26 protein-coding genes are annotated in these 25,964 nt (G+C 77.3%); 12 read left to right on the forward strand and 14 right to left on the reverse strand.

Annotated features, from left to right (window positions below):
* Positions 1-32: 32 nt before the first annotated feature.
* A complete protein-coding gene (locus ACFPK1_RS18135) occupies positions 33-482 on the forward strand; it encodes a hypothetical protein (RefSeq protein WP_378022333.1) in 450 nt (149 codons plus the stop codon).
* Here ACFPK1_RS18135 and ACFPK1_RS18140 read toward each other — a convergent pair.
* A complete protein-coding gene (locus ACFPK1_RS18140) occupies positions 479-1,348 on the reverse strand; it encodes an alpha/beta fold hydrolase (protein WP_378022334.1) in 870 nt (289 codons plus the stop codon). The two genes, ACFPK1_RS18135 and ACFPK1_RS18140, sit on opposite strands and share 4 nt — an antisense overlap.
* Positions 1,349-1,486: 138 nt before the next feature.
* Positions 1,487-2,671, reverse strand: coding sequence for an oxygenase MpaB family protein (locus tag ACFPK1_RS18145; protein ID WP_378022335.1), 1,185 nt, complete (start codon positions 2,669-2,671; stop codon positions 1,487-1,489).
* A gap of 51 nt (positions 2,672-2,722) precedes the next feature.
* On the opposite strand from ACFPK1_RS18145, the gene ACFPK1_RS18150 reads away from it, so the two are divergent.
* The gene (locus ACFPK1_RS18150) at positions 2,723-3,364 is read left to right on the forward strand and encodes a TetR/AcrR family transcriptional regulator (RefSeq protein WP_378022336.1); all 642 of its coding nucleotides are present in this window, start codon (positions 2,723-2,725) and stop codon (positions 3,362-3,364) included.
* Here ACFPK1_RS18150 and ACFPK1_RS18155 read toward each other — a convergent pair.
* The 4 genes from ACFPK1_RS18155 to rfbD all read right to left on the reverse strand — a co-directional run bounded on the left by ACFPK1_RS18155 (position 3,329) and on the right by rfbD (position 6,426).
* Positions 3,329-4,207 (reverse strand): glycosyltransferase family 2 protein, encoded by an 879-nt coding sequence (locus tag ACFPK1_RS18155; RefSeq protein WP_378022337.1) that lies wholly within the window; start codon positions 4,205-4,207, stop codon positions 3,329-3,331. The two genes, ACFPK1_RS18150 and ACFPK1_RS18155, sit on opposite strands and share 36 nt — an antisense overlap.
* Positions 4,208-4,224: 17 nt before the next feature.
* Complete coding sequence (locus tag ACFPK1_RS18160) at positions 4,225-5,127, reverse strand: tetratricopeptide repeat protein (protein ID WP_378022338.1); 903 nt, start codon at positions 5,125-5,127, stop codon at positions 4,225-4,227.
* A 47-nt stretch (positions 5,128-5,174) separates the two neighbouring features.
* Entirely contained in the window at positions 5,175-5,435 is a 261-nt protein-coding gene (locus tag ACFPK1_RS18165) for a hypothetical protein (protein ID WP_378022339.1), read from the reverse strand.
* Between the two features lie 76 nt (positions 5,436-5,511).
* Positions 5,512-6,426 carry a dTDP-4-dehydrorhamnose reductase gene (rfbD, locus tag ACFPK1_RS18170; protein WP_378022340.1) on the reverse strand — a complete coding sequence of 305 codons (915 nt, stop codon included), beginning with the start codon at positions 6,424-6,426 and terminating at the stop codon, positions 5,512-5,514.
* A gap of 329 nt (positions 6,427-6,755) precedes the next feature.
* Here rfbD and ACFPK1_RS18175 point away from each other — a divergent pair, with 329 nt between their 5' ends.
* From ACFPK1_RS18175 to ACFPK1_RS18185, 3 genes are read left to right on the forward strand one after another with little or no spacing between them, the layout of a single operon-like run.
* Positions 6,756-8,699: an LCP family protein gene (locus ACFPK1_RS18175; RefSeq protein ID WP_378022341.1), complete on the forward strand. Its 1,944-nt coding sequence runs from the start codon at positions 6,756-6,758 to the stop codon at positions 8,697-8,699.
* 16 nt (positions 8,700-8,715) lie between these two features.
* Positions 8,716-9,438, forward strand: coding sequence for a TIGR03089 family protein (locus tag ACFPK1_RS18180; RefSeq protein WP_378022342.1), 723 nt, complete (start codon positions 8,716-8,718; stop codon positions 9,436-9,438).
* Positions 9,435-10,589, forward strand: coding sequence for a GDSL-type esterase/lipase family protein (locus ACFPK1_RS18185; RefSeq protein ID WP_378022343.1), 1,155 nt, complete (start codon positions 9,435-9,437; stop codon positions 10,587-10,589). Before ACFPK1_RS18180 ends, ACFPK1_RS18185 begins: the two co-directional genes overlap by 4 nt.
* A 103-nt stretch (positions 10,590-10,692) precedes the next feature.
* Here ACFPK1_RS18185 and ACFPK1_RS18190 read toward each other — a convergent pair whose 3' ends face one another.
* The 3 genes from ACFPK1_RS18190 to ACFPK1_RS18200 form a co-directional block, all read right to left on the reverse strand.
* Positions 10,693-11,283, reverse strand: a complete 591-nt coding sequence (locus ACFPK1_RS18190) for a DUF805 domain-containing protein (protein WP_378022344.1) — start codon at positions 11,281-11,283, stop codon at positions 10,693-10,695.
* Positions 11,284-11,387: 104 nt separating this feature from the next.
* Positions 11,388-12,542: an acyl-CoA dehydrogenase gene (locus ACFPK1_RS18195; protein ID WP_378022345.1), complete on the reverse strand. Its 1,155-nt coding sequence runs from the start codon at positions 12,540-12,542 to the stop codon at positions 11,388-11,390.
* Positions 12,543-12,638: 96 nt separating this feature from the next.
* Complete coding sequence (locus ACFPK1_RS18200; protein ID WP_378022346.1) at positions 12,639-13,946, reverse strand: FAD-dependent oxidoreductase; 1,308 nt, start codon at positions 13,944-13,946, stop codon at positions 12,639-12,641.
* Between the two features lie 103 nt (positions 13,947-14,049).
* Between ACFPK1_RS18200 and ACFPK1_RS18205 the strand changes: the two genes are divergently transcribed.
* A complete protein-coding gene (locus ACFPK1_RS18205) occupies positions 14,050-14,658 on the forward strand; it encodes a TetR/AcrR family transcriptional regulator (protein WP_378022347.1) in 609 nt (202 codons plus the stop codon).
* On the opposite strand, the gene purE is transcribed toward ACFPK1_RS18205, so the two are convergent.
* From purE to ACFPK1_RS18220, 3 genes are read right to left on the reverse strand one after another with little or no spacing between them, the layout of a single operon-like run.
* A complete protein-coding gene (gene purE / locus ACFPK1_RS18210; protein ID WP_378022418.1) occupies positions 14,628-15,122 on the reverse strand; it encodes a 5-(carboxyamino)imidazole ribonucleotide mutase in 495 nt (164 codons plus the stop codon). The genes ACFPK1_RS18205 and purE overlap by 31 nt on opposite strands.
* A 35-nt stretch (positions 15,123-15,157) precedes the next feature.
* Complete coding sequence (locus tag ACFPK1_RS18215; RefSeq protein ID WP_378022348.1) at positions 15,158-16,360, reverse strand: 5-(carboxyamino)imidazole ribonucleotide synthase; 1,203 nt, start codon at positions 16,358-16,360, stop codon at positions 15,158-15,160.
* Positions 16,361-16,383: 23 nt separating this feature from the next.
* Entirely contained in the window at positions 16,384-17,292 is a 909-nt protein-coding gene (locus ACFPK1_RS18220) for a GGDEF domain-containing protein (protein ID WP_378022349.1), read from the reverse strand.
* 143 nt (positions 17,293-17,435) lie between these two features.
* On the opposite strand from ACFPK1_RS18220, the gene ACFPK1_RS18225 reads away from it, so the two are divergent.
* Positions 17,436-18,995, forward strand: coding sequence for a sigma-70 family RNA polymerase sigma factor (locus ACFPK1_RS18225; protein WP_378022350.1), 1,560 nt, complete (start codon positions 17,436-17,438; stop codon positions 18,993-18,995).
* Positions 18,992-19,477 (forward strand): GtrA family protein, encoded by a 486-nt coding sequence (locus ACFPK1_RS18230; protein WP_378022351.1) that lies wholly within the window; start codon positions 18,992-18,994, stop codon positions 19,475-19,477. Before ACFPK1_RS18225 ends, ACFPK1_RS18230 begins: the two co-directional genes overlap by 4 nt.
* Here ACFPK1_RS18230 and ACFPK1_RS18235 read toward each other — a convergent pair.
* Together ACFPK1_RS18235 and ACFPK1_RS18240 are read right to left on the reverse strand one after the other, a co-directional pair.
* Complete coding sequence (locus tag ACFPK1_RS18235; RefSeq protein WP_378022352.1) at positions 19,380-20,306, reverse strand: DMT family transporter; 927 nt, start codon at positions 20,304-20,306, stop codon at positions 19,380-19,382. The two genes, ACFPK1_RS18230 and ACFPK1_RS18235, sit on opposite strands and share 98 nt — an antisense overlap.
* 10 nt (positions 20,307-20,316) lie before the next feature.
* Positions 20,317-21,507, reverse strand: a complete 1,191-nt coding sequence (locus ACFPK1_RS18240) for a cytochrome P450 (protein WP_378022353.1) — start codon at positions 21,505-21,507, stop codon at positions 20,317-20,319.
* A gap of 100 nt (positions 21,508-21,607) precedes the next feature.
* Between ACFPK1_RS18240 and ACFPK1_RS18245 the strand changes: the two genes are divergently transcribed.
* The 4 genes from ACFPK1_RS18245 to ACFPK1_RS18260 are packed head-to-tail and all read left to right on the forward strand — an operon-like array spanning position 21,608 to position 25,914.
* Positions 21,608-22,351: a glycosyltransferase family A protein gene (locus ACFPK1_RS18245; RefSeq protein ID WP_378022354.1), complete on the forward strand. Its 744-nt coding sequence runs from the start codon at positions 21,608-21,610 to the stop codon at positions 22,349-22,351.
* Complete coding sequence (locus ACFPK1_RS18250; protein ID WP_378022355.1) at positions 22,348-23,478, forward strand: cytochrome P450; 1,131 nt, start codon at positions 22,348-22,350, stop codon at positions 23,476-23,478. Before ACFPK1_RS18245 ends, ACFPK1_RS18250 begins: the two co-directional genes overlap by 4 nt.
* On the forward strand, positions 23,468-24,985 hold the full coding sequence (locus ACFPK1_RS18255) for a class I adenylate-forming enzyme family protein (protein WP_378022356.1): 1,518 nt from the start codon (positions 23,468-23,470) through the stop codon (positions 24,983-24,985). The genes ACFPK1_RS18250 and ACFPK1_RS18255 overlap by 11 nt, the downstream gene beginning before the upstream one ends.
* Positions 24,982-25,914, forward strand: a complete 933-nt coding sequence (locus tag ACFPK1_RS18260; RefSeq protein ID WP_378022357.1) for an NAD-dependent epimerase/dehydratase family protein — start codon at positions 24,982-24,984, stop codon at positions 25,912-25,914. Before ACFPK1_RS18255 ends, ACFPK1_RS18260 begins: the two co-directional genes overlap by 4 nt.
* Positions 25,915-25,964: the final 50 nt, after the last annotated feature.

Below are 25,964 nucleotides of genomic sequence, written 5' to 3' on the forward strand. Positions count from 1 at the left end.
CGCCCCTCGGGGGAACGAGCAGGAGGGGTGCGGTGGCCTCGAATGCGTGGGAACGCGCCCAGGACGCCATCGCGCACGCCCACCAGCGGGCCACGGAGCGTGACGAGGACGTGGTCACGCCGGACACGGCCGTCTCGCCGTTCGACGCCTCGAGCACCACGGTGCTGCCGCACGCGCTGACCTCGCGCCGGGGCCCGGGGCACGACCCCGACCTCACGCAGCGCCTGCAGCGCGGTGACGTGCGGCCGCCGAACGGGCACGCCAACGGGCACCACCGCGCGCCCTCCTCGGACGACGACGAGGACGCCACCACCGTGCGGTTCGAGACCCGGCCCGCCGCCCACCCCGGCACCTCGCCCTTCCCGGCGAACCCGTTCCCCGGGGGGCCGGGACCGCAGGCGGCCGACCGGGAGCCCGACCGCGACGAGACCCCGGCCGCGGAGCCCCGGCGCCCCTGGTGGCGGCGCCTCTTCGGCGGTTAGGGGCCCTCCTCCACCCGCGTGTGGAAGGCCGCCAGCCGCGCGTCGACGGCGTCGGCGTGCGAACCGGGCAGGGCGTGCCCGGCGTCCGGCCACACCTCGACCTCGACGTCGGGGATCCGCGCCCGCGCCCAGGCGGCGGCCCGCCCGGCGTGCAACACCGTGCTCCGCCCCCCGAGCAGGGCGAGCACGGGCATCGCGAGCCCGCGCAGCGCCGCGTCCGGCGGGTAGCCGGGCGGGCCCAGGGTCATCCGGTAGTCCCGCGCGCCCAGCGTCATCACCGCGGTGAGCGGGTCGTCGGCGGGCGGGGTGTCGCCGCCGGCGTAGCGCAGGAAGAGGTCCTCGAACCCGGCCAGCGACGCCAGCGACGCCAGGACGAAGCCCGGACGCAGGCGCGCGAGGGTGTGCGCCGGCTCGAGCAGGGCGAGCGAGCGGACGGCGCCGGGGTGCGCGACGGCGAGCTCGAGGGCCCAGCGCCCGCCCAGCGACGCGCCGACGACGTGCAGGGGGCCGCCGAGGGCGTCGGCGACCTCCGCGAGCCAGGCGCCCTGGTCGGCGTCGCCGGTGATCGGCGCGGTCTGCACGCTCGCGCCGGGCTCGCCGAGAAGGTCGAGCGCCCAGACGGTGCGCCGGGCCGCGAGCGCGGGCAGGTTCGGCGCCCACATCGCCGTCGTCCCGACGCGTCCGGGGACCAGCAGGAGCGGGGTGGCGTCCCCGTCGCCGAAGCGGTGGACGCGCACGGTGCCGTAGGCCGTGGGGACGTCGTGCGAGATGTGCGGCGGCAGCACGGCCATCGCCGCCTCGAGGGCGGCCGCGTACCGCACGCGGGCCTCGTCGTCCCGGAACGCGCCGACCGTCGTGGAGCCCATGACCACGAGGACACCGCAGCGCGGGGCCCCGGCACCACGATCTTTCGTCTACTCCCGCGCGACGACGTACCCGCGGTCGAGCGCGTGGCGTTACGGACACTCAGTGGCAGCGACGCCACGCCGCTGACACGACACGCCCTACCCCGGCAGCGGCGACACGCCGGGGCGTTCGCCGGCGAAGCGCCGGCCGATCTCCGCGCGCGTCCAGGCGTCGCCGCGGCGTTCGAGCAGCCGCCGCCCGGCGCGGGTGCGGGCGACGAGGCCCGAGAGGATGAGGTTGCGCAGCACGGTCGGGGGCACGGTCCAGGGGACGGCGTCGGGCAGCTCCAGGTCGCGCAGGGCCTCGCGGCCCAGGAACCAGCGCAGCAGCCCGAGCACGTGGCGGCGCCGCCGTGCCGACTCGCCGTCGACCAGCGCGCCCGCGAGCGCCGGGCCGGCCGGCGTGACGTCGTCCTGGACGAGCAGGACGTGGTGCAGGAACCGGTTCTGCTCGCGTTCGGTGGTGAACAGCCAGTCGTCGTCGACGCCCATGAGCCAGCCGACGTAGCGCCACAGGTGCATCACCGCACGGGACTCGGCGGGCGTCACCACCCAGCCCAGCAGCCGCGCCCCGAGCAGGCCGGTGCTGCTGAAGAGCCCGAGCGTCGCCGCCTGGTCGGCCTGGTTGACCGGCAGCCCCCAGTGCCCGACGTCCCAGCGCCCGTTGGTCTCGAAGCGCCGGTCGACCAGCGCGTGCATCGCCCGCACGTGCACGGTCAGCCGCCAGCCCTCGCCGTCGCGGCGCATGCCGCCCGGCGAGATCACCGCGCGCGCCCACTCCGTCGTCTCCCCGAGCCGGCGCATCGCCGTCGACCCGGTCAGCCCCCCGGTGGCGACGAGCAGGTCGGCGGGCCCGCCGAAGCGGTAGCCGCCGATCAGCGACAGCGTGAGCAGGACGTCGTCGAGCGTGCGCCCCATCCGGCGCAGCGCGCGGCCGCCGCGCGCGACCTGGTCGAGGTCGACCCAGTCCGGGGTGTCCTCGACGACCGCGAAGAACCGCGCCAGCGCCGGCGTCTCGGGCTCCGCGCCCGCCAGCGCCCGGTGGAAGGCGGCCATCGTGGTCCGCTCGGGGTCCGTGCGGGGCCGGCTCATCGCCGCCGCGAGCTCGGCGCCGACCTCGTCGCGCGCGAACATCCGCGTGCCGATGCGGTCGAGCAGGTCCTCGTCGACCCCGCGGACCCGGGCCACCACGCCCAGCGGCCGCGCGATGCGCCGCGACCGCTCGGGCGCGGCCCGGAAGCGTCCCGGATACCGCGGCTGCCCCACCTGCTCGCATGCCACCATGACGACCATGCTGAGACGAGTTCCTGCTCGCGTTCAAGTCGCGTTCGTGCGGTGACCGCGCCCCGCCGGCGCCGGCAGCCCCGCCAGGAGCGGTCGCGGGCGACGGTCGAGCGGATCGTGGCCGCCGGGCGCACCGTGCTCCTCGAGCGCGGCGTCGACGGCCTGACCACCAACCACGTCGCCGGCGTCGCCGGGATCAGCCCGGGCTCGCTGTACCAGTACTTCCCGGACAAGGACGCGATCGTCGACGAGGTCGTCGCCCGCTACGCCGACGACCTCGAGGAGCGCGTCACCCGCGCGTTCGTCGACACCGCCGCCGAGCGGGACCCCGTGGTGGCCGTGCGGCGGGTGGTGCTCGCGCTGGTCGACGCGCTCGGCGAGCACCCGGCGCTGCTGCGGGCCGTCGCCCAGCGCCTGCCGCGCGCGGGCGACGACCGGCGGGCGGCGTTCGCGCGGAGGGTGGACGCGCTGCTCACGAGCACCCTGCTCGCGCGCCACGGCGGCGAGCTGCGCCACCCGGCCGGGACGGTGGCCTGGATGCTGGTGCGCACCGTCGAGAGCCTTGCCGTCGGCTACGTCCTCGAACAACCGCCCATCGACCGCGCGGGGTTCGCCGACGAGGTCACCGCGCTGGTGCTGGGCTACCTGGGCCGGGCGCTAGAAGGCCGACCGGGCACCGCAGCGCGCCCGTAGCCCCAGACCCGCGCGCAGGGCGAGGCGCAGCGGGGCCCAGCGCGCGCCGCGGTAGCGGTCGGCGAGGAAGCGGTAGGCGCTGCGGTGGTGCTCGGCCAGCATCCGCGAGGAGGTGGGGGCGTCGCGCTCGGTCGCGTGCCCGCCGGTGTGCACGACCTCGGCCTCGGGGACGTACACGTTGAGCCAGCCGGCGCGCCCCAGGCGGTCGCCGAGGTCGACGTCCTCGAAGTACATGAAGTAGCGCGGGTCGAACCCGTCGACCGAGTCCCACGCCGCGCGGCGCAGGAGCACGCACGAGCCCGAGAGCCAGCCCGCGGTGCGCTCGGCGACCGCGCCCTCCTGGCGGTACGACCGGGTCCACGGGTTGGCGGGCCACACGGCGGCGAACAGCGCGTGCCCGACCCCGCGGCCCAGGCTGGGCTGGAGGCGCGCCGACGGGTAGACCTCGCCGCCGGTGCGGATGAGGGGGCCGAGGGCGCCGGCGCGCGGCCAGCGGCCGCCGGCGTCGACGAGCGTGTCCAGGCAGCCCGGCCCGAAGACGATGTCGGGGTTGACGACGAGCACCCAGCCGACCTCGGCGGGCAGCCCCGCCACCGCGCGGTTGGCCGCCGCGCCGTAGCCCACGTTCTCGCCGATGCGCAGCAGCTCCACCCGCTCGTCGGCGGCGGCCGCGGCCTCGGGGGCTCCGTCGACCGAGCCGTTGTCCGCGAGGACCACGCGGTACGGGCGGGACGTGGCCTTCTCCAGGGAGGACACGAACTCCGGGAGCGACTCGCCCGGCGAGTAGGTCACGCAGACGACGGCCAGCCCGTCGCCGTAGTCATCAGAGCGGTCATCCGGCACCGCCGCATTGTCGCCGGTCAGTCGTCGTACTCGTCGACCAGCCCGCGGTACTGGGCCTCGAGCAGGGCGACCGCGTCCGGGTCGCCGCGCCAGGCGGCCTCCTCGACGTAGGGCTGCGCCTCGTCGAGCCGCCCCTGGTCGAACAGGAAGCGTCCGAGGTGGAAGGCCGCCCCCGGCTCGCCGACCTCGTGCGCCCGGCGTAGGTGCTCCTCGGCGCCCTCGTGGTCGCCGCGGCGGTCGCGCAGGAACCAGCCGTGGTAGATGTTCGCGCACGGCGCGCCCTGCTCGGCCGCGCGGCGGTAGAGGTCGGCGGCCTCGTCGACCCGGTCGGCGGCCAGCCGGCAGTCGGCCAGCGCGAGCAGCGTCGCGGGCTTGGCCTCGTCGAGCAGGTCCTCGGCGAGCTCCGTGGCGGTGACCGGGTCGTCGAGCTCCTCGAGGTGCAGCGCCACCAGGTTGAGCGGGGCCAGCTCGTCGCCGAGGCGCACGGCCCGGTCGAGCACGTAGAGCGCCTCCTGGGTGCGGCCGCGCTCGCGCAGGAAGACGCCGTAGTCGTTGGTCGCCCCCGGGTCGCCCCCGTCGAGCCCGACGAGGAACGCCGCCTCGGCGCTGTCGTGGTCGCCGATGGCGGCGAGGGTCTCGCCCAGCAGGCCCGCGTGCTCGCTCTCGCGGCGTCCCATGACGGACGGGGTGAGCAGGTCGGCGGCCTCGCGGCGCTCGCCGAGGGCGAGGTGGGCGTGCGCGAGCAGCGCGGGCGCGGAGGGCTCGCCGCTGGCCAGGGCCCGGCGCAGCACGGCGATGCGCTCCTCCACGCGGTCGACGGCGTCCCCGTCCGGCGCGGCCGCGAGCTCGCGGGCCTGCGCGCAGAGGGGCTCGTCGTCGGCGGATGTCCCGGTCGCCCCCGGCGCGGCCTGCTCCGTCATCGGATCAGTGTGCGCCGCCGGCGGGCGGCCAGGAAGGCCTCACCGCCTCAGAGGCGCGGACCGCTCGACCCGTCCTCCGCCGAGGGCAGCGTCAGCGGCCAGTAGCGCCACGCGTCGGGTGCGGCGCCGGCGGACACCGGGGCGGCGGGGACCTGTGCGGTCCGCGCGCGCCGCGCGATCCGCCGCTGCTCGGCCTGCCAGCGCTCGTCGCGCGCCACCCGGGCCCGCAGCCGGTGACGCTCGCGCCCGGCGTCGATCACCAACCACACGGCGACGAGACCGAGCAGCGCCAGGAGCACCGTCTCCACACCCATGACCGTTCAACGCGCGACGACCGCCCGAGGACACGCGAATGACAACGATGGAAGTAAGACGTTAGTCCGTTCAGCCCAGCAGTAACTCCGGATGGTGCGTCACCGCGCGGTGCAGGGCCTCTCGCCAGGGTGGTAGGGCCGCCACGCCCGCGGCGCGCCACGACACGTCGGAGAGCACCGACCAGGCCGGGCGCGGGGCGGGCCGGGGGAAGGACGCGGTGTCGCACGGGCGGACCCGCCCGAGGTCCGCGCCCAGCTCCTCGAACACCGCGCGCGCGAGCCCCCACCACGTGGTCGCCCCGCCGCCCGCGGCGTGGCGGGTGCCGGCCGGCGCCGACGAGCGGGCCAGGGCGAGCAGCCCGTCGGCGAGGTCGGCGGTCCACGTCGGCGAGCCGTGCTGGTCGTCGACGACGTCGAGGGTGTCGCGCTCGCGGGACAGGCGGGCCACGGTGCGCACGAAGTTCGGTCCGGTGGCGCCGTAGAGCCAGGCCGTGCGCACGATGTGGTGGGCGCCGGGCAGGGCGGCGCGCACCCTCTCCTCCCCCGCCAGCTTGCTGCGCGCGTAGACGCCCACGGGCGCCGTCGGGTCACCGGGCTCGAGCGGGCGTCGCTCGCCTCCGGGCAGCGGCCCCAGGACGTAGTCGGTCGAGACGTGCACCAGGGTCGCCCCGCCGGCCGCGCACGCCGCCGCGAGCAGGCCGGGCGCCTCGGCGTTGACCGCCCAGGCCTGCGCGCCGGCGCCGGGGTCGGTCTCGGCGAGGTCGACCGCGGTGTACGCGGCGGCGTTGACCACCACCGCCGGCCCCTCGCCCGGCGCCGCCAGCCACGCACGCACCGCACCGTGGACGGCGTCGGGGTCGGTGACGTCGAGGTCGGCGCGGGTCAGCGCGGTCAGCGTGTCGGCCGGTGGGGTCCCGGGCGCGCCGAGCCGGGCGACCAGGTCGGTCCCCAGCGCTCCCCCCGCGCCGGTCACCATCCACCGCATCGGGACCCCCCTCCCGTCGATCACCCGGCCGGAGTCTCGCAGCCGCGCGGACCGGCGCCGGTGCCGCGGGGGGCGTGTGCGGTGACGACCCGGGCCGCGAGCGTCCCCGCCGCCACCCTGCTCGGGACCGTGTTCCGCCCGCGGTCCTCACCGCGCGTCGCCGCGACGCGCCGACGAGCCGTCCAACGGGTGAGAGCCCCCGATCGAACCGGACGCCGTCTAGCCTGCGAAACACGACGGACCCGGCCGTCACGGCGGGGTTGCTCGTGCCGACCCGCGGGGGCCGCACGGGCGTCGTGATCAGCGACGGGACGGAGGGAGGCGCGCCGATGGACCGTGGCGACCCCCGCGACGTGTCGCGCGACGCCGCCGCGTCCTCCCGCCGTGACCCGGCCCGCCGGTTCGGGCCCTCCGCGGCCCGCCGCAGCCCCGGCCGCGCCGGCGGACCGCCGGCCGACGACGGCTGGGGCCCGCGGCCCGACGACGGCGTCACCGAGCCCGACCGCCGCCCGTCCGCCGCCCGCCGTCGCCCGGCCCGCGAGGACGACGGGGCCGCCGCGCCCGCGGCGCGCCTGCGGCGCCGGGACCTCGCCGAGCTCTCCGCGGCCCCGGCCGGCGCCCGCCGTGGCGAGGACGGCGCCCCGCCCCCCGACCGTCCCCGCCGCCCGGGCCCGCCACCCGACCGCGACCGGCCCCGCCCCCCGCGGGACCGGGACCGGGACCGGGAGCGCGGCCGCCCGGGCCCGCCGCCACCGCGCCCACCCGGCCGGACCCGACCCCCGCGCGAGCCCGAGCCCCCGGACGACCGGGGCGGGCGCCGCTCGCTCACGCGCACGCTGCGCCTGGGCCTCGTGGTGCTCTCGGTGCTGGTGTTCGCGCTCTCGGGCACCGCGTGGGGCGCGCTGTCCGGCAGCATCAGCGGCTCGAGCGCGCTGGCCGACGGGCCGGTCGGCAACGCCGCCGACGGCGCGACGGACATCCTGCTCGTCGGCGTCGACAGCCGCACCGACGCCCAGGGGCAGCCGCTGCCCGCCGACGTCCTGCGCGAGCTCGGCGCCGGCTCCGCGGACGGCGTCGTCAACACCGACACGATGATGCTGGTGCGGATCCCCAACGACGGCAGCCGCGCGGTCGCGTTCTCGATCCCCCGCGACAGCTACGTCTCGATCCCCGGGGCCTTCCGCCGCGACAAGATCAACTCGGCGTACCCCGGCGCGAAGGCCGAGGAGGCCAACCGGCTCGTGACGTCCGGGGTCACCGACCCGCGCGAGATCGACGTCCGGTCCTCGGAGGCGGGCCGCCAGGAGCTGGTGCGCTCGGTCGCCGACCTGACCGGGCTGACCGTCGACCACTTCGCCGAGGTCAACCTCCTGGGCTTCTACACGCTGACCAACGCCATCGGCGGCGTCGACGTCTGCCTCAAGAACCCCGTCGACGACGAGCTCTCCGGGGCCCGCTTCCCCGCCGGGCCGCGCACCGTCGCGGGCCACGACGCGCTCGCCTTCGTCCGCCAGCGCCACGGGCTGCCCAACGGCGACCTCGACCGCATCCGCCGCCAGCAGGCGTTCCTCGCCTCGATGTCGCGCAAGATCCTCTCCAGCGGGACGCTCGCGGACCCGATCACCCTGACCCGGCTGCTCGACGCCGTGCGCCAGTCGGTGGTGCTCGACGGCAACTGGGACCTGCTGCAGTTCGGCCGCCAGATGCAGGACGTCAGCGCGGGCGCGGTCGCGTTCCTGACGATCCCCACCAACGGGACGCGCTTCGTCGACGGCCGCGGCGAGGTCCTCGACGTCGACCCCTCCGAGGTGCGCACCTTCGTCAACGACGCCATCGGGCCCGAGGACTCCGCCGACGCCAACGACGAGGGACCGCCGCCGGCCACCATCCCCGTCGACGTCCGCAACGCCTCGGACACCCAGGGGGCGGCCGCCCGCGTCGTCGCCGTCCTCTCCGCCCAGGGCTACGCCCGCACCGTGGCCGGCAACGCCGAGGCGCCCGCGCCCCGCTCCGAGGTGCTGTTCGGCCCGGCCGGCGACGGTGGCGGGGCCCGCGTCGCGCGCAGCCTCGGCGACCTGCCGACCCGCTTCGACCCGACGGTGCCGCCGAACTCGGTGCGGGTCCTGCTGGGCGGCGACTACCGCGGGCCGGGCGCCGCCGCCCCCACGCCCGCGCCGGTCGGCGGCTTCAGCAGCGACGGCGAGGCGGCCGCCGCCCCGGCCCCGGCGCCGCAGCCGGCGATCACCGCCGACGGCGTGCCCTGCATCGACTAGGTAGCGTCGGGCCCCGATGACCACCGTCACCGACGCCCTGCTCGCGCCGCTGCTCGCCGGCGACCCCGCCAAGCCGCTGATCACCTTCTACGACGACGCCACCGGCGAGCGCATCGAGCTCTCCGGCGCCACGTTCGGCAACTGGGTCGCGAAGACCGCCAACCTGCTGCGCGACGAGTGCGACGTCGAGGCGGGCACGACGGTGGCCGTGCTGCTGCCCGCCCACTGGCAGGCCGCGGCGGCGCTGTGCGCGATCTGGTCGTGCGGCGCCGAGGCGGTCGCCGACCCCGCGGGCGCCGAGGTCGCGCTCGCCGACGCGGAGCACCTCGAGGCCGCCGCCGGCGCGGGGCTCGTGGTCGGCTTCTCCCTCGACGCGTTCGGGCAGGGGCTCGGGGACGTGCTGCCCCGTGACGCCGTCGACTACGCGACCGAGGTCCGCGTGCACGGCGACCACTTCGACCCGCTCGCCCCGATCCCCGACCACGCCCCCGCGCTCGTGGGCGCCGACGCCGGCACCGTCGTCGCGACCGCCCGTGCCCGCGCCGCGGAGCTGGGGCTCGGTGCGGACGACCGCGTGCTCTCGACCGCGGCGTGGCCGCTCGCCCTGACCGGCGGGCTCGTGGACGGCTTCCTGGCGGTGCTCGCCGCCGGGGCGTCGCTGGTGCACGTCCGGCACCCCGCGGGCGACCAGGAGCGCCGGGCCGGCACCGAGAAGGTCACCCGGGTGCTCGCGGCGTGATCGCCACCGACGTCGGCCCGGACCTCGTCCGGGGCGCGATCGAGCTCGTGCCGGGCGAGCACGGGCTCGTGCCGCACCGGCTGCCGGCGCGGGCCCGTGCCCAGGGGGACGGCCAGATCGCGATGGCCGAGGCCCAGCCGTCGGGTGTGCGGGTCGTCGTGCGCACCCGGGCCACGGTGATCGAGCTCGACACGCTGCGCACGCGGGTCGGGTACGCCGGCCTGCCCCTGCGCCCCGACGGCGTCTACGACCTGCGCGTCGACGGCGACCTCGTCGCGCAGGGGTCGACGTCCGGGGGGAAGGTCCTGCGGCTCGACATGGCCACCGGGACGGCGCAGACCGAGCCCGGCCCCGTCGGCACCGTGCGCTTCGAGCACCTGCCCGACCGCGACAAGCAGGTCGAGGTCTGGCTGCCCCACACCGAGATCACCGAGCTCGTGGCGCTGCGGACCGACGCGCCGGCCACGCCGGCGCCGCCCGGCGACCGCCGGGTGTGGCTGCACCACGGCAGCTCGATCAGCCACGGCTCGAACGCGGCGAGCCCGTCGACGACGTGGCCCGCGCTGGCCGCCGCGGCGGGCGGGGTCGAGCTGGTGAACCTCGGCTTCGGCGGCAGCGCGCTGCTCGACCCGTTCGTCGCGCGCACCCTGCGTGACACCCCGGCCGACGTGATCAGCATCAAGATCGGCATCAACCTGGTGAACGCCGACCTCATGCGCCGCCGCGCGCTGGGTCCGGCGCTGCACGGGTTCCTCGACACGATCCGCGAGGGCCGGCCGGTGACGCCGGTGCTGCTCGTCTCGCCGATCCTCTGCCCGATCCACGAGGACACCCCGGGGCCCGGCGCGGTCGACCTCACCGACGACGGGAGGATGACGTTCCGCGCCACCGGCGACCCGGCCGAGGTCGCCGCCGGCCGGCTGACCCTGCGGGTGGTCCGCGACGAGATCGCTCGCGTCGCCGCCCAGCGCACGCCCGACGACCCGCACCTGCACCACCTCGACGGGCTCGCGCTCTACGGCGAGGCGGACGCCGCCACGCTCCCGCTGCCCGACCGGCTGCACCCCGACGCGGCGACCCACCGCCTCGTCGCCGAGCGCTTCGCCGCGCACGCCTTCGCGCCCGGCGGGCCGTTCGGCGCCGGGCGCTGACCCGGACGCGCGCACCCGGGAAACGCGAACGGCGCTCCCGCTGCCACGGAAGCAGCGAGAGCGCCGTGCGTTCGTCCTGCGGCGGCTCGGCGAGCCGCCCGCGTCAGGCCTGCGGGGCCCCGGGGTACTGCTGCTGCGGCGGGTACTGCTGCTGCGGCTGCTGCGGGTAGCCCTGCTGCTGCGGGTAGCCCTGCTGCGGGTAGCCCTGCTGCTGCGGGTAGCCGCCCTGGCCGAGGTCCTGCTGCTGCGGGTGGCCGGCCTGCGGGTAGCCCTGCTGCGGGTAGCCGCCCTGCGGGTAGCCGCCGGCCATCTCCTGCTTCGGGTTCATGCCGTACTCGTTGGCACCCGCGTGACCCTCGGTCGCCCACCAGACGATGAGGATGATGATGCCGACGATCGGGATCAGCGCCAGCAGCTGCCACCAGCCCGAGCGGCCGGTGTCGTGCAGGCGCCGCGCGCCGACGGCGAGCGAGGGGCAGAGCACGGCGAGCGAGTAGATCGTGCTGAGCAGGCCGCCGGTCACGGCGAAGCCCGTGCCCGTGTTGCTGAAGCTCGCCGTGCCGATCAGCACGTCGATGATGTTGAGGACGATCGACGCGAGGATGTTGAACAGCACGAACATCCAGAACTCGGTGCGACGCGCACGCCCGCTGAAGTCGGCGTACTGCTTGAGCACCTTCAGGTACCACTGCATGGGGGACCTCTCACGGAGCGTGGGGAGAGATCGCGGTCGTCGCGGCCTCTATCGCCCGGCCAGGCTAGCTCCCCGCACGCTCCGTGACGAGTACCCCGAACGGGCTACTTCTTGAGGAGGGCCCGCGCCATGACCATGCGCTGGATCTGGTTGGTGCCCTCGTAGATCTGCGTGATCTTGGCGTCGCGCATCATCCGCTCGGCCGGGAAGTCGACGGTGTAGCCGGCGCCGCCGAAGATCTGCAGCGCGTCGGTGGTCACCGACATCGCCGTGTCCGAGGCGAAGCACTTCGACGCCGAGGCGATGAGGCCCATCTTCTCGCCGCGCTCGGCCCGCGCGGCGGCCGCGTAGACGAGGTGGCGGGCGGCCTCGGTGTTCATGGCCATGTCGGCGAGCATGAACTGCAGGCCCTGGAAGTCGGCGATGGCCTTGCCGAACTGCTGGCGCTCGCGCGCGTACTCGACGGCCGCGTCGAGGGCGCCCTGGGCGATGCCCACGGCCTGCGCCCCGATGGTCGGGCGCGTGTGGTCGAGGGTGGCGAACGCCGTCTTCAGCCCGGTGCCCGGCGCCCCGATGATGCGGTCGCCGGGGATGCGGCAGTTCTCGAAGTAGATCTCGGTGGTGGGCGAGCCCTTGATGCCGAGCTTGTGCTCCTTCGGGCCGACCGAGAAGCCCGGGTCGTCCTTGTGCACCACGAACGCCGAGATGCCGTTGGCACCCTTGTCGGGATCGGTCTTCGCCATGACCGTGTACCAGTCCGAGACGCCGCCGTTGGTGATCCAGCACTTGGTGCCGTTGAGCACCCAGTCGTCACCGTCCTGCTGGGCGCGGGTGCGCATCGAGACCGTGTCCGACCCGGCCTCGCGCTCCGAGAGCGCGTAGCTGATCATCGACTCGCCCGAGGCGATGGTCGGCAGGACCTGCTGCTTCAGCTCCTCGGAGCCCGACAGGATGATCGGCATCGAGCCGAGCTTGTTCACCGCCGGGATGAGCGAGGCCGACGCGTCGACCCGCGCGACCTCCTCGATCACCATGCAGGCCACGATCGAGTCGGCGCCCTCGCCCCCGTACTGCTCGGGGATGTGGATCGCGTGGAACCCGTTCTGGGTCAGCGCGGTGCGCGCCTCGGTGGGGAACCGCGCCTGCTGGTCGACCTCCGCGGCGTACGGGGCGATCTCCTTCTCCGCCAGCGCGCGGATCGACTCCCGCAGCGCGTCGCGCTCCTCGCCGAGGCTGTACAGGTCGAAGTCCGGGTCCACGGGGTTCCTCCACACACGACGGCGTTGCGGGACCAGGATACTCGGACGTCCTACCGTCGGGGGACCTCGCGATCGCCCGACGGCGTGTGGTCCCCGCTACGGTCGGTCGGCGTCGACCGGCACCGGGTCCCGCCGCGCGAACGCCGGCGCCCGTTCGGGTCGCAGGCCGACGCCGATGAGGTAGGCGGGGACGATCGTCGCCGGCGGGAACGCGGCCAGGAGGCGCCGGATCGGCGCCGGCGGGCCGCCGCGGCGTCCCTTCCCCCGGGTCGAGCTCCGCTTCGCCGCGTCTCCCGCGAGCACGGGCCGCACGATCGCGCGGTGCATGGCGCGCTGCAGCGCCTGCACCGCGACGGTCGGCCAGAGCCGGCGGCGGCGCACCCGGTCGAGGTCGGCGGGGCCCACCCGCCCGCGGCGCAGCGGCTCCGCCAGGAGCGTCGCCGCGGCCACCGCGTCCTGCACGGCGAGGTTGATGCCGACCCCGCCGATCGGCGACATCGCGTGCGCGGCGTCGCCGAGGCAGAGCAGGCCCGGGACGTGCCAGCGGCGCAGCCGGTCGAGCCGGACGGACAGGAAGCGGACGTCGTCCATGCTCTCCAGGGCGTCGACCCGGTCGGCGAGGTCGGGCGCGATCGCGGCCACGTCGGCGCGGAAGGCCTCGATCCCGCGCGCCCGCACCGCGGCCTCCTCGCCCTTGGGCGTCAGGTACGCGATCTGGAAGTAGCCCTCGCGCGGGATGACCACGGCCATGCGGCCGTCGCCCAGGCGCGGGGTCAGCGCCGGCGCGTCCTCGTCGGCCCGGTGCGGCAGCCGGAACCACCACGCGTCCATCGGGCACGGGAAGTCGACGACCTCGAGGCCCGCCCCGGCCCGCGCGGTCGAGCCGCGCCCGTCGCAGGCCACCGTGAGATCGGCGGCGAGCTCGCCGGTGGTGCCGTCGGCGGTGCGGTAGGTGACCCCGGTGACGGCACCGCCCGCACCCCGCCGCAGGCCCGTCACCTCCGTGCTCATCCGGAGCGTGAACGCCGGCTCGGCCGCGCCGGCCTCGGCGAGCAGGTCGAGGAGGTCCCACTGCGGGACCATCGCGATGTAGGGGTGCCCGACGTGGCCCTCGAGGCGGCGCAGGTCGCCCACCACGAGCGTCTCGCCGTGCTCGCCGACCGGGAACGCGACCCGGTCGAGGCGGCTCTGCGGCAGCGCCGCGAAGCGCTCGCCCAGGCCCAGCTCGTCGAGCAGGTCGAGCGTCGTCGGGTGCACGGTGTCGCCGCGGAAGTCGCGCAGGAAGTCGGCGTGCTTCTCCAGCACGGTGACCTCGACACCGGCCCGGGCCAGCAGCAGCCCGAGCACCATCCCCGCCGGGCCGCCCCCGGCCACACACACCGTCGTGCGCTCCACGGTCCCCACCTCCGCCTGTCTCCCGACTGACGATCTCAACGTCTGTTGAATCCGAGTGTGGACCCTCACCGGGCACAAATCAACCACTGTTGAAAAACGCTAGGATGCGGGGGTGCCCCGGACCGAGAGCCCCCGCCGCGGCCGCCGTCCCGGCGACTCGGGCACGCGGGAGGCGATCCTCGACGCGGCGCGGGCGCGCTTCAGCACGGCGGGCTTCCGCGACGCGACGGTCCGCGCGATCGCGGGCGACGCCGGCGTCGACCCGGCCCTGGTCATGCACTACTTCGGCTCGAAGCAGGCCCTGTTCGTGGCGGCGATGGAGTTCCCGCTGGACCCGGCGGAGGTCGTGCCGCGGCTCGTCGCGCCGGGCGTCGACGGGCTGGGCGAGCGCCTCGTGCGGTTCCTGCTGGGCGTCATCGACGAGCTCGGCGACGCCAACCCGATGCTCGCGCTCGTGCGCTCGGCCGTCGGGCACCCCGAGGCGGCGCGGATGATGCGCGAGTTCCTCGGCGAGGCGATCCTCGACCGGGTCGCGTCGGCGATCGACACGGACCGGCCCCGCCTGCGCGCCGACCTGTGCGCCTCGCAGATCGTCGGGATCCTCGTGGCGCGCCAGATCCTCGAGCTGCCCGAACTGGCGGCCGCCGACCGGGAGACGCTGATCGGGGTCTACGGCCGCACGATCCAGGGCTACCTGACGGGACCCCTCGAGTCGTCGTGAGCCTGCGCCGCGAGGGCCTCGTCCTTCGCGGCGACGGACTCGGCGAGCCCGGTCTGGAACCGCTCCATCGCCCGGGCGAGCTCCGGGTCCGCCGCGCCGAGCACCCGCACAGCGAGCAGGCCGGCGTTGCGGGCGCCGCCGATCGACACCGTCGCCACCGGCACGCCGGCGGGCATCTGCACGATCGAGAGCAGTGAGTCCATCCCGTCGAGGTGCTTCAGCGGCACCGGGACGCCGATCACCGGCAGCGTCGTCGCCGACGCGACCATGCCGGGCAGGTGAGCCGCGCCGCCCGCTCCCGCGACGACGACGCGCAGCCCGCGCCCGGCGGCCGCCGCGGCCCAGTCGAGCATCACCCGCGGGGTGCGGTGCGCGGAGAGCACACGGGCCTCCCACGACACCCCGAACTCGTCGAGGGCCTCCGCCGCGGCGCGCATCGTCGGCCAGTCGGAGTCGCTGCCCATGACGATGCCGACGGCGGGGGCCTGCTCCGTGACGCTCACTGGTGGGGGTCCCATCCGTCGCTCCACACGCCGGTGGAGAGGTGGTCGGCGGCCAGCCGGGCGCGGGTCCGCACGTCGTCGAGGTCGTCCCCGCGCACGGTGACGTGGCCGACCTTGCGGCCGGGCCGCTCGGCCTTGCCGTAGAGGTGCACCCGCGCCTCGGGGAAGCGGGCGAGGGTGTGGTGCAGGCGCTCGTCGACGCCGGTGGCCGGGACGGGGTCGCCGCCGAGGACGTTGGCCATGACCGTGACGGGGGCGGTGGTCGCCGTCGAGCCCAGGGGATAGTCGAGCACGGCGCGCAGGTGCTGCTCGAACTGGGAGGTCACCGAGCCCTCGATCGTCCAGTGCGCCGAGTTGTGCGGGCGCATGGCGAGCTCGTTGACCACCAGGCCCCCCTGTCCGTCAGCACCGTCGGTCTCGAAGAGCTCCACCGCCAGCAGGCCGACCACGCCCAGGGCCGCCGCGACGCGCAGGGCGAGCTCCTCGGCCTCCTCGGCGCGCTCGGGGTCCAGACCGGGCGCGGGCGCGAGCACCTCGGTGCAGATGCCCTGCTCCTGCACGGTCTCGACCACCGGCCACACCGCCGCCTGCCCGAACGGCGAGCGCGCGAGGACGGCGGCGAGCTCGCGGCGCAGCGCCACCTTCTGCTCGACCATGAGCGGCGTGCCGGCGGCGAGGAGCTCGGGGACCGTGGTGCCCGCGGCGTCGGCGTCGTCGAGCACCCACACGCCGCGCCCGTCGTAGCCGCCGCGGACGGCCTTGAGCACCACCGGCCAGCCGTGCTGCGCGGCGAAGGCGGTCACGTCGTCGACGCCGTCCACCGCGGCGAACGGGGGCACCGGCTCGCCGAGGTCGGCGAGGCGCCGGCGCATGACGAGCTTGTCCTGCGCGTGCAGCAGGGCGTCGGGACCCGGGTGGACGTTGACGCCGTCGGCGACCAGGGCCCGCAGGTGCTCGCCCGGGACGTGCTCGTGGTCGAAGGTCACGGCCTCGGCGCCCGCGGCCGCCCGGCGCAGGGCGTCGAGGTCGGTGTGCTCGCCGAGCACGACGTCGGGCGCCACCAGGGCGACCGGCTCGCCGGGCCCGGTCGCGAGGACCCGCAGCGACTGTCCCAGGGCGATCGCGGCCTGGTGGGTCATCCGCGCCAGCTGGCCGCCGCCGATCATCGTCACCACGGGCAGGCCGGTGCGCTGGTCCACGGTCGGAGGAGGCTACGCGCTGGTCAGGTGTGATCCGGGTCCGGCTCGGGCTCGCGACCCCGGAGACGTTCGAGCAGCGCGCAGGCCCCCTCGTGCGTGGCGGGCAGGCGCGCGATCCGCACCGAGGGCGACCCGACGAGTCCCTCGGCGGCCGCGAGCCGGCGCGCCAACAGGCGCCGCAGCACCGCCGCGCGCTCGGCGAGGCCCTCGCGCGGGGCGAGCACGACGACGGTGCCGCGCCCGACGACCGCGAGCGACTCGCCCGCGTCGAACACCACGCCCGCGGCGTCCCCGGCGATCGACAGCGGCGCGACGCGGCGCCAGTCGCGGACGTCGAGCGAGAGCACCACCAGGGCGCGGTCGTCGCCCGCGGAGCGGCCGTGCGCGCGGGCGGCGCGGTAGACCTCGGCGAGGCGGGTGCGCAGGTAGCGGACGCTCGCGAGGCCGGAGAGGGGGTCGACCGCGGCGGTCTCGGCGAGGTCCCCGCAGGCCACGTCGGTCCACGCCAGCGACACCGCGCGCAGCAGGCGCACGCCGTCGGGACCCCGCCCCGTCGAGCGGGTGTCCACGACGGCCCCGTCCCCGTCCCCGTCGCCCGCGCCCGAGACCGCGGTGCTCAGCGCGGCGAGGTCGGTGAGCGTCTCGGCGAGCCCCACCCCGGCGCCGGCGCGCGCGCCCGCCCAGCGGGCGAGGGCCCGTTCGACGGCCCGGTCGTGGGCGACGCGGCTGTCGTGGCGGGCCGTGGCGACGGCGCAGACGGCGTCGACCGCGGGGTCCGGCCACTCCGCGGCCGCCGCCCACCCCAGCGCGCTGCTGCACGCGAACCACCGCTCGCGCAGGGCCGCGGCCCGCTCGGGCCGCGCCGTCGCGCCGTCCAGCGCGCCCGTCACGTCCTCGCCGTGCGCCGGCGCCGCCCCGTCGATGCTGCTCACGTCCATCCCTCGGCCGGCCTCCTGTCCCGTGGTCCCGGCAGGAGAGACGCGCGGAACCGTCGCCCATGACGGTGACGCTCACCGATACGGCCGTAGGGACCACGCCACACTCGACCGGACGGGTGAGGGGGGAGGTGACGCCCGTGTCTCTCGACGACGTCGGGGGCGGCTCCGAGGAGGACCTCCGCAGCGACGCCGAGCTCATCGGCCGCCTGCGGGGACGCGGCGCCGACCACGACTCGACCGCCGCCTTCGCGACCCTCTACGCGCGCCACCAGCAGGCCGCCCGGTCGCTCGCGCGCCAGCTCGCCCGCTCCCCCACCGACGCCGACGACCTCGTCGCCGGCGCCTTCACCCGCATGCTCGAGGTCCTGCGCGCCGGCCGCGGGCCGACGGAGGCCTTCCGCGCGTACCTGCTGACCTCGGTACGCCACCTCGCCTACGACCGCAGCCGCGCCGAACGACGCCTCGACCTCACCGACGACATCACCGACGTCCACGGCATCGACCCCGACGGCACCGTCGTCCCGTTCACCGACCCCGCCCTCGCGGGCCTCGAGCGGACGATGGCGGCGCGCGCGTTCGCGACCCTGCCCGAGCGCTGGCAGGCCGTGCTCTGGCACCTCGAGGTCGAGGGCGACAGCCCCGCCGACATCGCCCCGCTGTTCGGCCTGTCCGCCAACGCCGTCTCCGCGCTGGGCTACCGCGCGCGGGAGGGGCTGCGCCAGGCCTACCTCCAGGAGCACCTCGACGCCGGCACCGGACGCCGGGACCGGCGCCACCGCGAGACCGGCGAGAAGCTCGGCGCCTACACCCGCGGCGGGCTGGCGCGCCGCGAGGCCCAGCGCGTCGAGACCCACCTCGCCGAGTGCGCCGAGTGCCGCGCGCTGGCCGACGAGCTGCGCGAGGTCAACGCCGGCATGGTCCGCTCGGTGGTCGCGCCGCTGGTGCTCGGCGCCGGGCTCGTCGGCTACCTCGCCTCGCGCGGCTCGACCGGCCCGTTCCTCCAGGCGAGCACCGGCGAGCTCGCCGTCGCCGGGGGCGGCGCGCTGGGCGTGCTGGGCGCGCTGACCGGCCTCACCCCGCGCCCCGCCCCCCTGCCGCGGGTGCGGACGGCGACCGTCGTCGGCCTCGCGGGCGCCGTGGGCGTCGCGGGCTTCCTCCTCGGCGATGTTCTCGAGCCGCCGGCCCTCCCGCCGGTGCGGGCCGTGCCCGGGCTCGTGCCGCCCGTGGCACCTCCCCTCCTCCCGCCCCTCCTCCCGCCCCTGCCACCGATCTCGCCGCCGGGGACGCTCCCGCCGGCCGCGCCGCCCGGCGGCGTGCCGGTCGCTCCCCCGTCCCCGGCGGCACCCGGACCGGCGCGGCCGGGCAGCGCGGCGACGCCCGACGCCGCGCTGGCCCTGCCCGGTCTGCTCGACGAGCCGGCACCCTCCCCGGCACCGGCCCCGACCAGCACGCGCTCCCCGACACGCGGGCCGGTCGCGTCGGACGCGCCCACCGCGCCGCTGCGGACCGCCCGCTCCGCCGAACGGGACAGCGGCGGCGCCGGGGTGCTCGCGTCCGGTGCCGACGCCCGGAGCAGCCCGGGTCCCCGGGGCGCGGACTGCCTGGTCACGGCGCGCCTGCCGGTGCTCGACACGCGGGGCGTGATCTGCCGGACCGGCCTCGCCGCGCGGGAGGGCTCACTAGACTCGCCGCGATGATCGGGGTCCGCTACGTGCCGGGATGGGCCGCGCGGCTCGCCGGGCGCCACGGCGAGCTGGTCAAGTTCGCGACGGTCGGGGCGATCACCTTCGTCGTCGACACGGCCGTGTTCGTCACCGCGAAGTCCACGGTCCTCGAGCCCAAGCCGGTCACCGCGAAGATCGTCGCGGTGCTCGTCGCCACGATCGTCGGCTACGTGCTCAACCGCGAGTGGTCCTTCCGCCTGCGCGGGGGCCGCGGCCGCCCGCACGAGGCGCTGCTGTACTTCGCCGTGTCGGGCGTCGCGCTCGCGATCAACGCCGCACCTCTGGGCGTCTCGCGCTACGTCCTCGACCTCGCCCAGCCGGCGGTGTCCGCGCTGACCGAGCACGTCGCGGACCTCGTCAGCGCCCAGGTCGTCGGGACCCTGCTCGCCATGGTCTTCCGCTGGTGGGGGTTCCGGCGGTGGGTGTTCCCGGACGAGGTCGGGCCCCTGCGGTAGCGGCGTCACCGACCCCGCGCGCGAGCACCACGACGCCGACGGCCGCGGCGACGGCCGCCAGCACGACCGCCGGCCCGAGCCCGGCGAGCGTCTCCCCCAGCACCGCCACCCCGAGCACCGCCGCGACCACCGGCTCGCCCGCCGCCACCACCGGCAGCGACGCCGGGAGCGGCCCGGCGCGGTAGGCCAGCTGCTGGGCGGCGGTGCCGGCGAGCAGCACCACGGCGGCCGTCGCCGTCTCCCACGCGCCGAGCACCGCGGCGACCCCGTCCGGGACGAGCGCCACCACCGTCGTCGTCAGCGCCGCCCCGAGCCCGTAGGCGAGCGCCGCCGGGACGCCGAACAGCACCGCACGGGCGGGCCCGGGCCGGACGCGGCGGGCGGCGACCAGCGCGGCCACCGCCCCGGCCGCCACGACGACCAGGGCCGGCGCCCACGTCGCGAGCGGCACCCGGTCCACGCCGCGCACCGGACGCCCGAGCGCCACCAGCACCGCGAGCGCGACGGTGAGCACGACCCCGGCGACGACCTCCCCGGCGCGCGGCCGGCGCCCCGCCACCCGCGCACCGCCCAGCAGCGCGACCAGCACGGACACCGCCATGAGCGGCTGCACGAGCAGCAGCGGGCCCGCCGCCCGCGCCCCGAGCAGCACGACGAACCCCGCGGTGTCCGCCGCCGCCCCCGCGAGCCAGCGCCGCCGCTGGACGAGCGCGGCGAAGAAGCCGGCGCCGCGGTCGGGCGTCGTGGCGGCCGCGGTCTGCTGCAGCACCGCCGAGACGCCGACGAGCAGCGCCGCGACGAGGGCCAGCGCGGTGGCGAGGAGGGTCACGCGGCTCCTCTCACGAGCGCGGCTCCGCGTCGCGGCGTGCGGCCGTGATCCGCAGCTGCGCGTACGCCGGGACCAGCACCCCCCGGGCCGCGCGACGCCCGGTGACCCGCCACGGTCGGCCGGTCGCGAGCAGGGCCCGCAGCAGCGCGGCGAGCTCGGCCTTCGCCAGCGCCGCCCCGAGGCACTGGTGGCGCCCGGCGCCGAACCACAGCTGCCGGGTGGCGGGGTCGTAGGGGCGGTCGAGGTCGAAGCCGCCGGCGGCGTTGTCGACGGTGTGGGTCAGGACGAGCAGCCGGTCGCCCGCCCGCAGCGCCGCCGGGCCGAGCGCGGTGTCGCCGGTGACGTGCCGGCCGATCACCGGCGCCGGGGTGCTGACGCGCAGGCCCTCGCGCACCGCGTCCCCGACGAGGTCGGGCGCGGCGAGCAGGCGCGGCGCGCTGCCGGTGTCGGCGACGAGGGCGACCGTGCGGGCCATCGCGCTCGCCGCCGTCCCGGTGCCCGCGACGGCCATGAGGACCGCCAGCCCCTCGGTCTCGCGCCGGCCCAGCCCGAGCGCGCGGCAGCGGCCGAGCAGCCGGTCCTCGCCGGCGTGCGCCCACCCGTCGGCGACCCCGGCGGTCAGCTCGGCGACGAGCTCCCGCGCCGTCGCGACGGTCGCCGGGGCGAGGTGCGTGGAGGCGCCGGTGCCCACCGCCAGGGCGGCGAGGCGTTCGGCGGTGGCGAAGCGGGCCCGTGCCTGCTCGTCGGTGGTCCCGGGCAGGCCCAGGAGGTCGGCGACGAGGCGCCCGGTGAGCACGCGGGCGAGGTCGGCGACGTCGAGCTCGCCGCCCGCGGCAAGCGTCGCGGTGGCCGCGGCGAGGCGGGGGGCGAGGACCCGGTCGACGTGGGCGCGCGCGGAGGCCTCGGTGAACACGTCGCGCACCCGGGCCCGCATCGCGGCGTGGCCCGGGCCGTCGAAGAGCTCGGTGACCCAGTCGCCGAGGACCTGCGCCCACAGGTGCCCGACCCCGCCCTCGCCGAGCACGCTCGTGTGCGCGTGGTCGTTGAGCACCCGCCGCGCGAGCACCGGGTCGGCCACCAGCCAGCCCACCCGCGGCACGTGTCGGACCGGCCCGGTCCACCGACCGGCGCGCAGGAGGGCCCAGAGCGCCGGGCGTGATCGGAACAGCAGCCATGATTCGTGACGCTGCGCGGTCGTCATGTCAGTATTTCTCCCCTGCCGGGGACGGCCCGGGGAAGGGTGAGATCACTCGGTATGACCGCCCTCCCCGCCGGTGCCGCATGATCGCGCTCTCGCTGCCGTGAGCCTGTGGGTGATCGTCCCCGCCTACGACGAGGCCCGCGGGATCACCGCGACGCTCGACGCCCTCGCCGCCCAGCAGGACCCGGCCTTCACCGTGCTCGTCGTCGACAACGGCAGCCGCGACGGCACCGGGGACGTGGTCCGAGCCCACGACCGGGGCCTCGACCTGCGGGTGGTCGACGAGCCGGTGAAGGGCACGGGTGCTGCGGCCGACACCGGGATGCGGCACGCGATCGGCGCCGGGGCGACGCTGCTGGCGCGCACCGACGCCGACTGCCTGCCCGCGCCGGGCTGGACCGCGGCGCTGCGGGAAGGATTCGCCGACGGCCTCGAGCTGATCGGCGGGCGCCTGGTGCCACGGACCGACGAGGTGCGGCTGCGGTGGTGGGAGCGCCGGGGACTGCCGGCCGTGGTCGCCGTCGCCGCGGCGTTCGGGCGCCTGCGGCCGTCGAACCGCGACCCGGCGTTCCGCGGCCCCTACGTCATGTGCCCGGGCTGCAACCTCGCGATCACCGCGGCGATGTACCGGCGCAGCGGCGGGTTCCCGCGCACCGCCATCGAGGACGTCCACGAGGACCGCGCGCTGGTCAACGCCGTGCGCCGCGCCGGCGGGCGGATCGGGCGGCGCCGGGACGCGGTGGTCGCCGGGTCGGTCCGGCGGGTGCGCGCATACGGGCTGGTGGGGACGCTCGGCTGGTACGCCGACCACCGCCACCGTCCCGCCGTGGTGGACGTGCGATGACGGTCCGGTCCGACCAGCGGTTGATCGACGCGGCGCACCCGGTCGCCGCGCCCCTGGCCCGGCTGGCGGCGCGGCGCCCGGTGGTGCGGGTGCCCGGGGTGGGCGCGGTGGTCAGCGACGCGGCGCTGGCCCGCGAGGTGCTCACCGACACCGAGCGCTTCCGCAAGGACGGGCCCGGCGGGCCGGGCGCGCTGTGGACGCCGGTGCTGGGCGAGGCCGTGCTGCTCGGGATGGAGGGCGAGCGGCACCGGGCGATGCGCCGCGCGCTGGCGGACCTGTTCACGGTGCGGGCGTCGGCGGGTCTCGTGGCCGGGGCGGTGACGCCGCGGCTCGGGTCGCTGACCGCGCGGTTGTCCCGCGGCGACGCCGTGGATCTCGTCGACGAGATGCGCGTGGTCGCGGGGGCGGTGATCGCCGCGCTCGTGGGCCTCGACGGCGGGCCGGCGGAGCACCGCGCGATGAGCCTGCGGGCCTCGCGGGTGGCGGCGGGCGTCCGCCCCACGACCCGCACGCTCTCGCCGCGCCGGGCCGGCCGGGCGCGCGCCGAGCTGGCGCCGGTGGTCGACGCGGCGTCGGCGTCGTGGCACGCCCGGCGGGCCGGCACCGTGATGGCGCGCCTGCGGGAGGCGGGCGTCGACCACGACGCGTCCTGCGGGGCGGCCGCGGCCCTGTTCCTGACGGGCACCGAGACCGTCGTCGCCCTGCTGCCCCGCCTGGTCGCGCTGCTCGTCGACACCGGCCAGCAGGACGCCGAGCTCGACGCCGCGGTCGACGAGGCCCTGCGGTTCACCGCGCCCTCGCCGGCGATGCTGCGCCGCGTCGCCGCGCCCGCGGTGGTCGGCGGGTGCGCGCTGCGTCCCGGCGACCGCGTCCTCGTGCTCACCCACGCCGCCGTCGGGGCCGGCGACCGGTTCCGGGTCGGCGCACCGGTCGACCCCGCGGCGCGCTCGCTGTGGTTCGGCGCCGGCCCGCACCACTGCCTGGGCGCGGCGCTGGCGCGCGCGGAGGTGCGCGCGACGGCCGCGGCCGCGCTGGACGCCGGGCCGCTGCGGGTGGTGCGCCGGCGCCCGTCGCGGCGCGTGCTCGTCCCGGCGTGGCGCGAGCTGGTGGTGGCGCGTGCCCGCTGACCTGGCCCGGACCGTCCTCGACGCCTGCGCCCGGCACCGCGACCGCGTGGCACTGCTCTCCGGACCCCGGGGCCGTCCCGTGCGCTTCGGCGCCCTGCGCTCGCGGGTGCTCGCCGTCGCCGCCGGGCTGCGCGCACGGGGCCTCGCCCCGGGCGACCGGGTGCTGTTCGCGGTGCCCCCCTCGCCGACGTCGCTGGCCCTCGCGCTCGGCGTCGTCATCGCCGGCGGCACGCTCGCCTTCGCCGACCCCCGCGCCGGCGAGGCCGTGCTCGCCGCGCGGGCGGCGGTGCTGGCGCCGCGCTGGGCGATCGCCGCATCGCCGGTGTACGCGCTGGCGGGCCGCCCCTGGCGCGTCCTGCCCGGCGTCACCCACGTCCGCGTGGGCCCCCGACTCCCCGGCGTCCCCCGCGGCGCCGTGTCCTGGACGCACCTGGCGGTGGGTCAGCGTGGCGGCCACCCTGACGCTGAACGTCAGGGAAGCCCCCACGATCATGAACCGGTCGGCGACCCCGCCGCCCCGACGCTGGTCATCCCGACGTCCGGCACGACCGCCGCGCCACGGCTCGTCGTGCACTCCCGCGCCGGGCTCGGGGCCGGGCTGGCGGCGTTCGCGGCGCGGGTCCCGTTCGCTCCCGGCGACGTCGTCCACACCGACCAGCTCATGATCGGGCTGCCCGCGCTCGCCGGCGGGGCGACCTGGTCGCTGCCCGCACCCGGGGCCCGGCCGTCGCGGCTGGGCCGGGTCCTGCGCCGGCGGGGGGCGACGCACACCTTCTGCGTGCCCGCCGACGTCGACGCCGTGGTGCGGGGCGGCCTGCCGCCGGGGCTGCGCGGGGTGCTCCTCGGCGCCGCGCCGGTGCTCCCGGGCCCGCTGCGCCGGCTGCGGGCGGCGGCCCCGGACGCCGAGCTGCTCGCGGTCTACGGGATGACCGAGCTCGCGCCCGCCGCGATCGCCACCGCCGAGGAGAAGATCGCGTACACGGAGAGCGGCGCCGAGGGCGATCTGCTGGGCTCGCCGCTGCCGGGCGTGGCCGTCCACGTCGTCGACGACGAGCTGCGCCTCACGGCCCCGCACCAGGCCCTCGGGTACCTCGACACGGATCGAGCGCGTGGCGATACGGACACTCAACGTCTGCAGCGCCACGCCGCTGACATCCCCAGCGGCGACCTGGGCCGCGTCCTCGACGACGGCCGGATCGTGCTCACCGGGCGGCGCAAGGACATGATCATCCGGGGTGACCGCAACATCTACCCCGGTCTCTACGAGGCCGCGGTCACCGACCTGCCGGGGGTCCGCGAGGCGCTGCTGGTGGGCGTGCCGACCCCGGCGGGCGACGAGCACGTCGTCCTCGCCGTCGCCGGGACCGCGCCGAGCCCCGCGACCGTGCGGCGACTGTTCGGGGTGGACGCGCCCGACGAGGTCGTCGTCCTCGACGACCTGCCCCGCGGCGGGCGGTCCCGCAAGCCCGACCGCGCCGCTCTGCGCGCGCGCCTGGTGAACCGGTGAGGATCGCCGTCACCGGGGCGTCCGGCTACGTCGGCGGGGCGGTCTGCCGCGCGGCGGTCGCGGCCGGCCACGACGTCCTGGCCCTCGGCCGCCGCCCCCGCGTCGACCCACGCCACGTCGCGGGCGCCCCGTACCGCGCCCACGACCTCGCGGACTCCCTCCCGGCCCTCGCGGGCGACCTCGCCGGCACCGACGCCGTCGTGCACGCCGCCGGTCCCGCCTCGGATTCGCTCCCGGCGCAGGCGCACTGGGACGCCCACGTCGGCGGGACGCGGACGGTGCTCGCCGCCCTGCCCCGCGACGCCCGGCTCGTGCACCTGTCGACCGCGAGCGTCTACGACCCGCGCCGCCCCACCGTCCGCGCCCGCGAGGACGCCGGGCCCGCGCGCCGCCACCCCGACGGCTACGGGACCGCGAAGGCCGCCACCGAGCGCCTGGTGCGCGCCACCCGCCCGGACGCGGTCATCCTGCGCCCGCACGCGGTCTACGGCCCCGGCGAGACCACCCTGCTCCCCCGGCTCCTCGCCGCCGTGCGTGCAGGACGGGTCCTGGTCCCCGGGCGCGGGCCCCGGGCGGTGAGCCTGACGCGCATCGACACCCTGGTCGGCGCGGTCCTCGCCGTCCTGCGCGGACCCGCCGGGGTATACAACGTCGCCGACGCCGAGCCCGTCGAGCTGCTCGCGGTGATCGAGACGGTGCTCGCCGCGCGGGGTGTCCGGGCCCGCCCGCTCGGGCTGCCGGTGCCGCTGGCGCGGGCAACGGCGCTGGTCGCGGAGCTGGGCGCGCACCTGTGGGGCACGACACCGGTTCTCACCCGGTACGCGGTGCGCCACATCGCCCCCGAGCGAACGCTCGACGTGACCGCCCTGCGGGACCGATCGGGGTATGCCCCTCCACCGACGGACGTCCTCGATGCCGCCGACTGGTGATCGCGACGACCGCCGGTCTACGACCACGGGCCGGTCGTCGCCCGAACGCG

Source organism: Actinomycetospora rhizophila (assembly GCF_042657905.1).
Lineage (GTDB): Bacteria > Actinomycetota > Actinomycetes > Mycobacteriales > Pseudonocardiaceae > Actinomycetospora > Actinomycetospora rhizophila.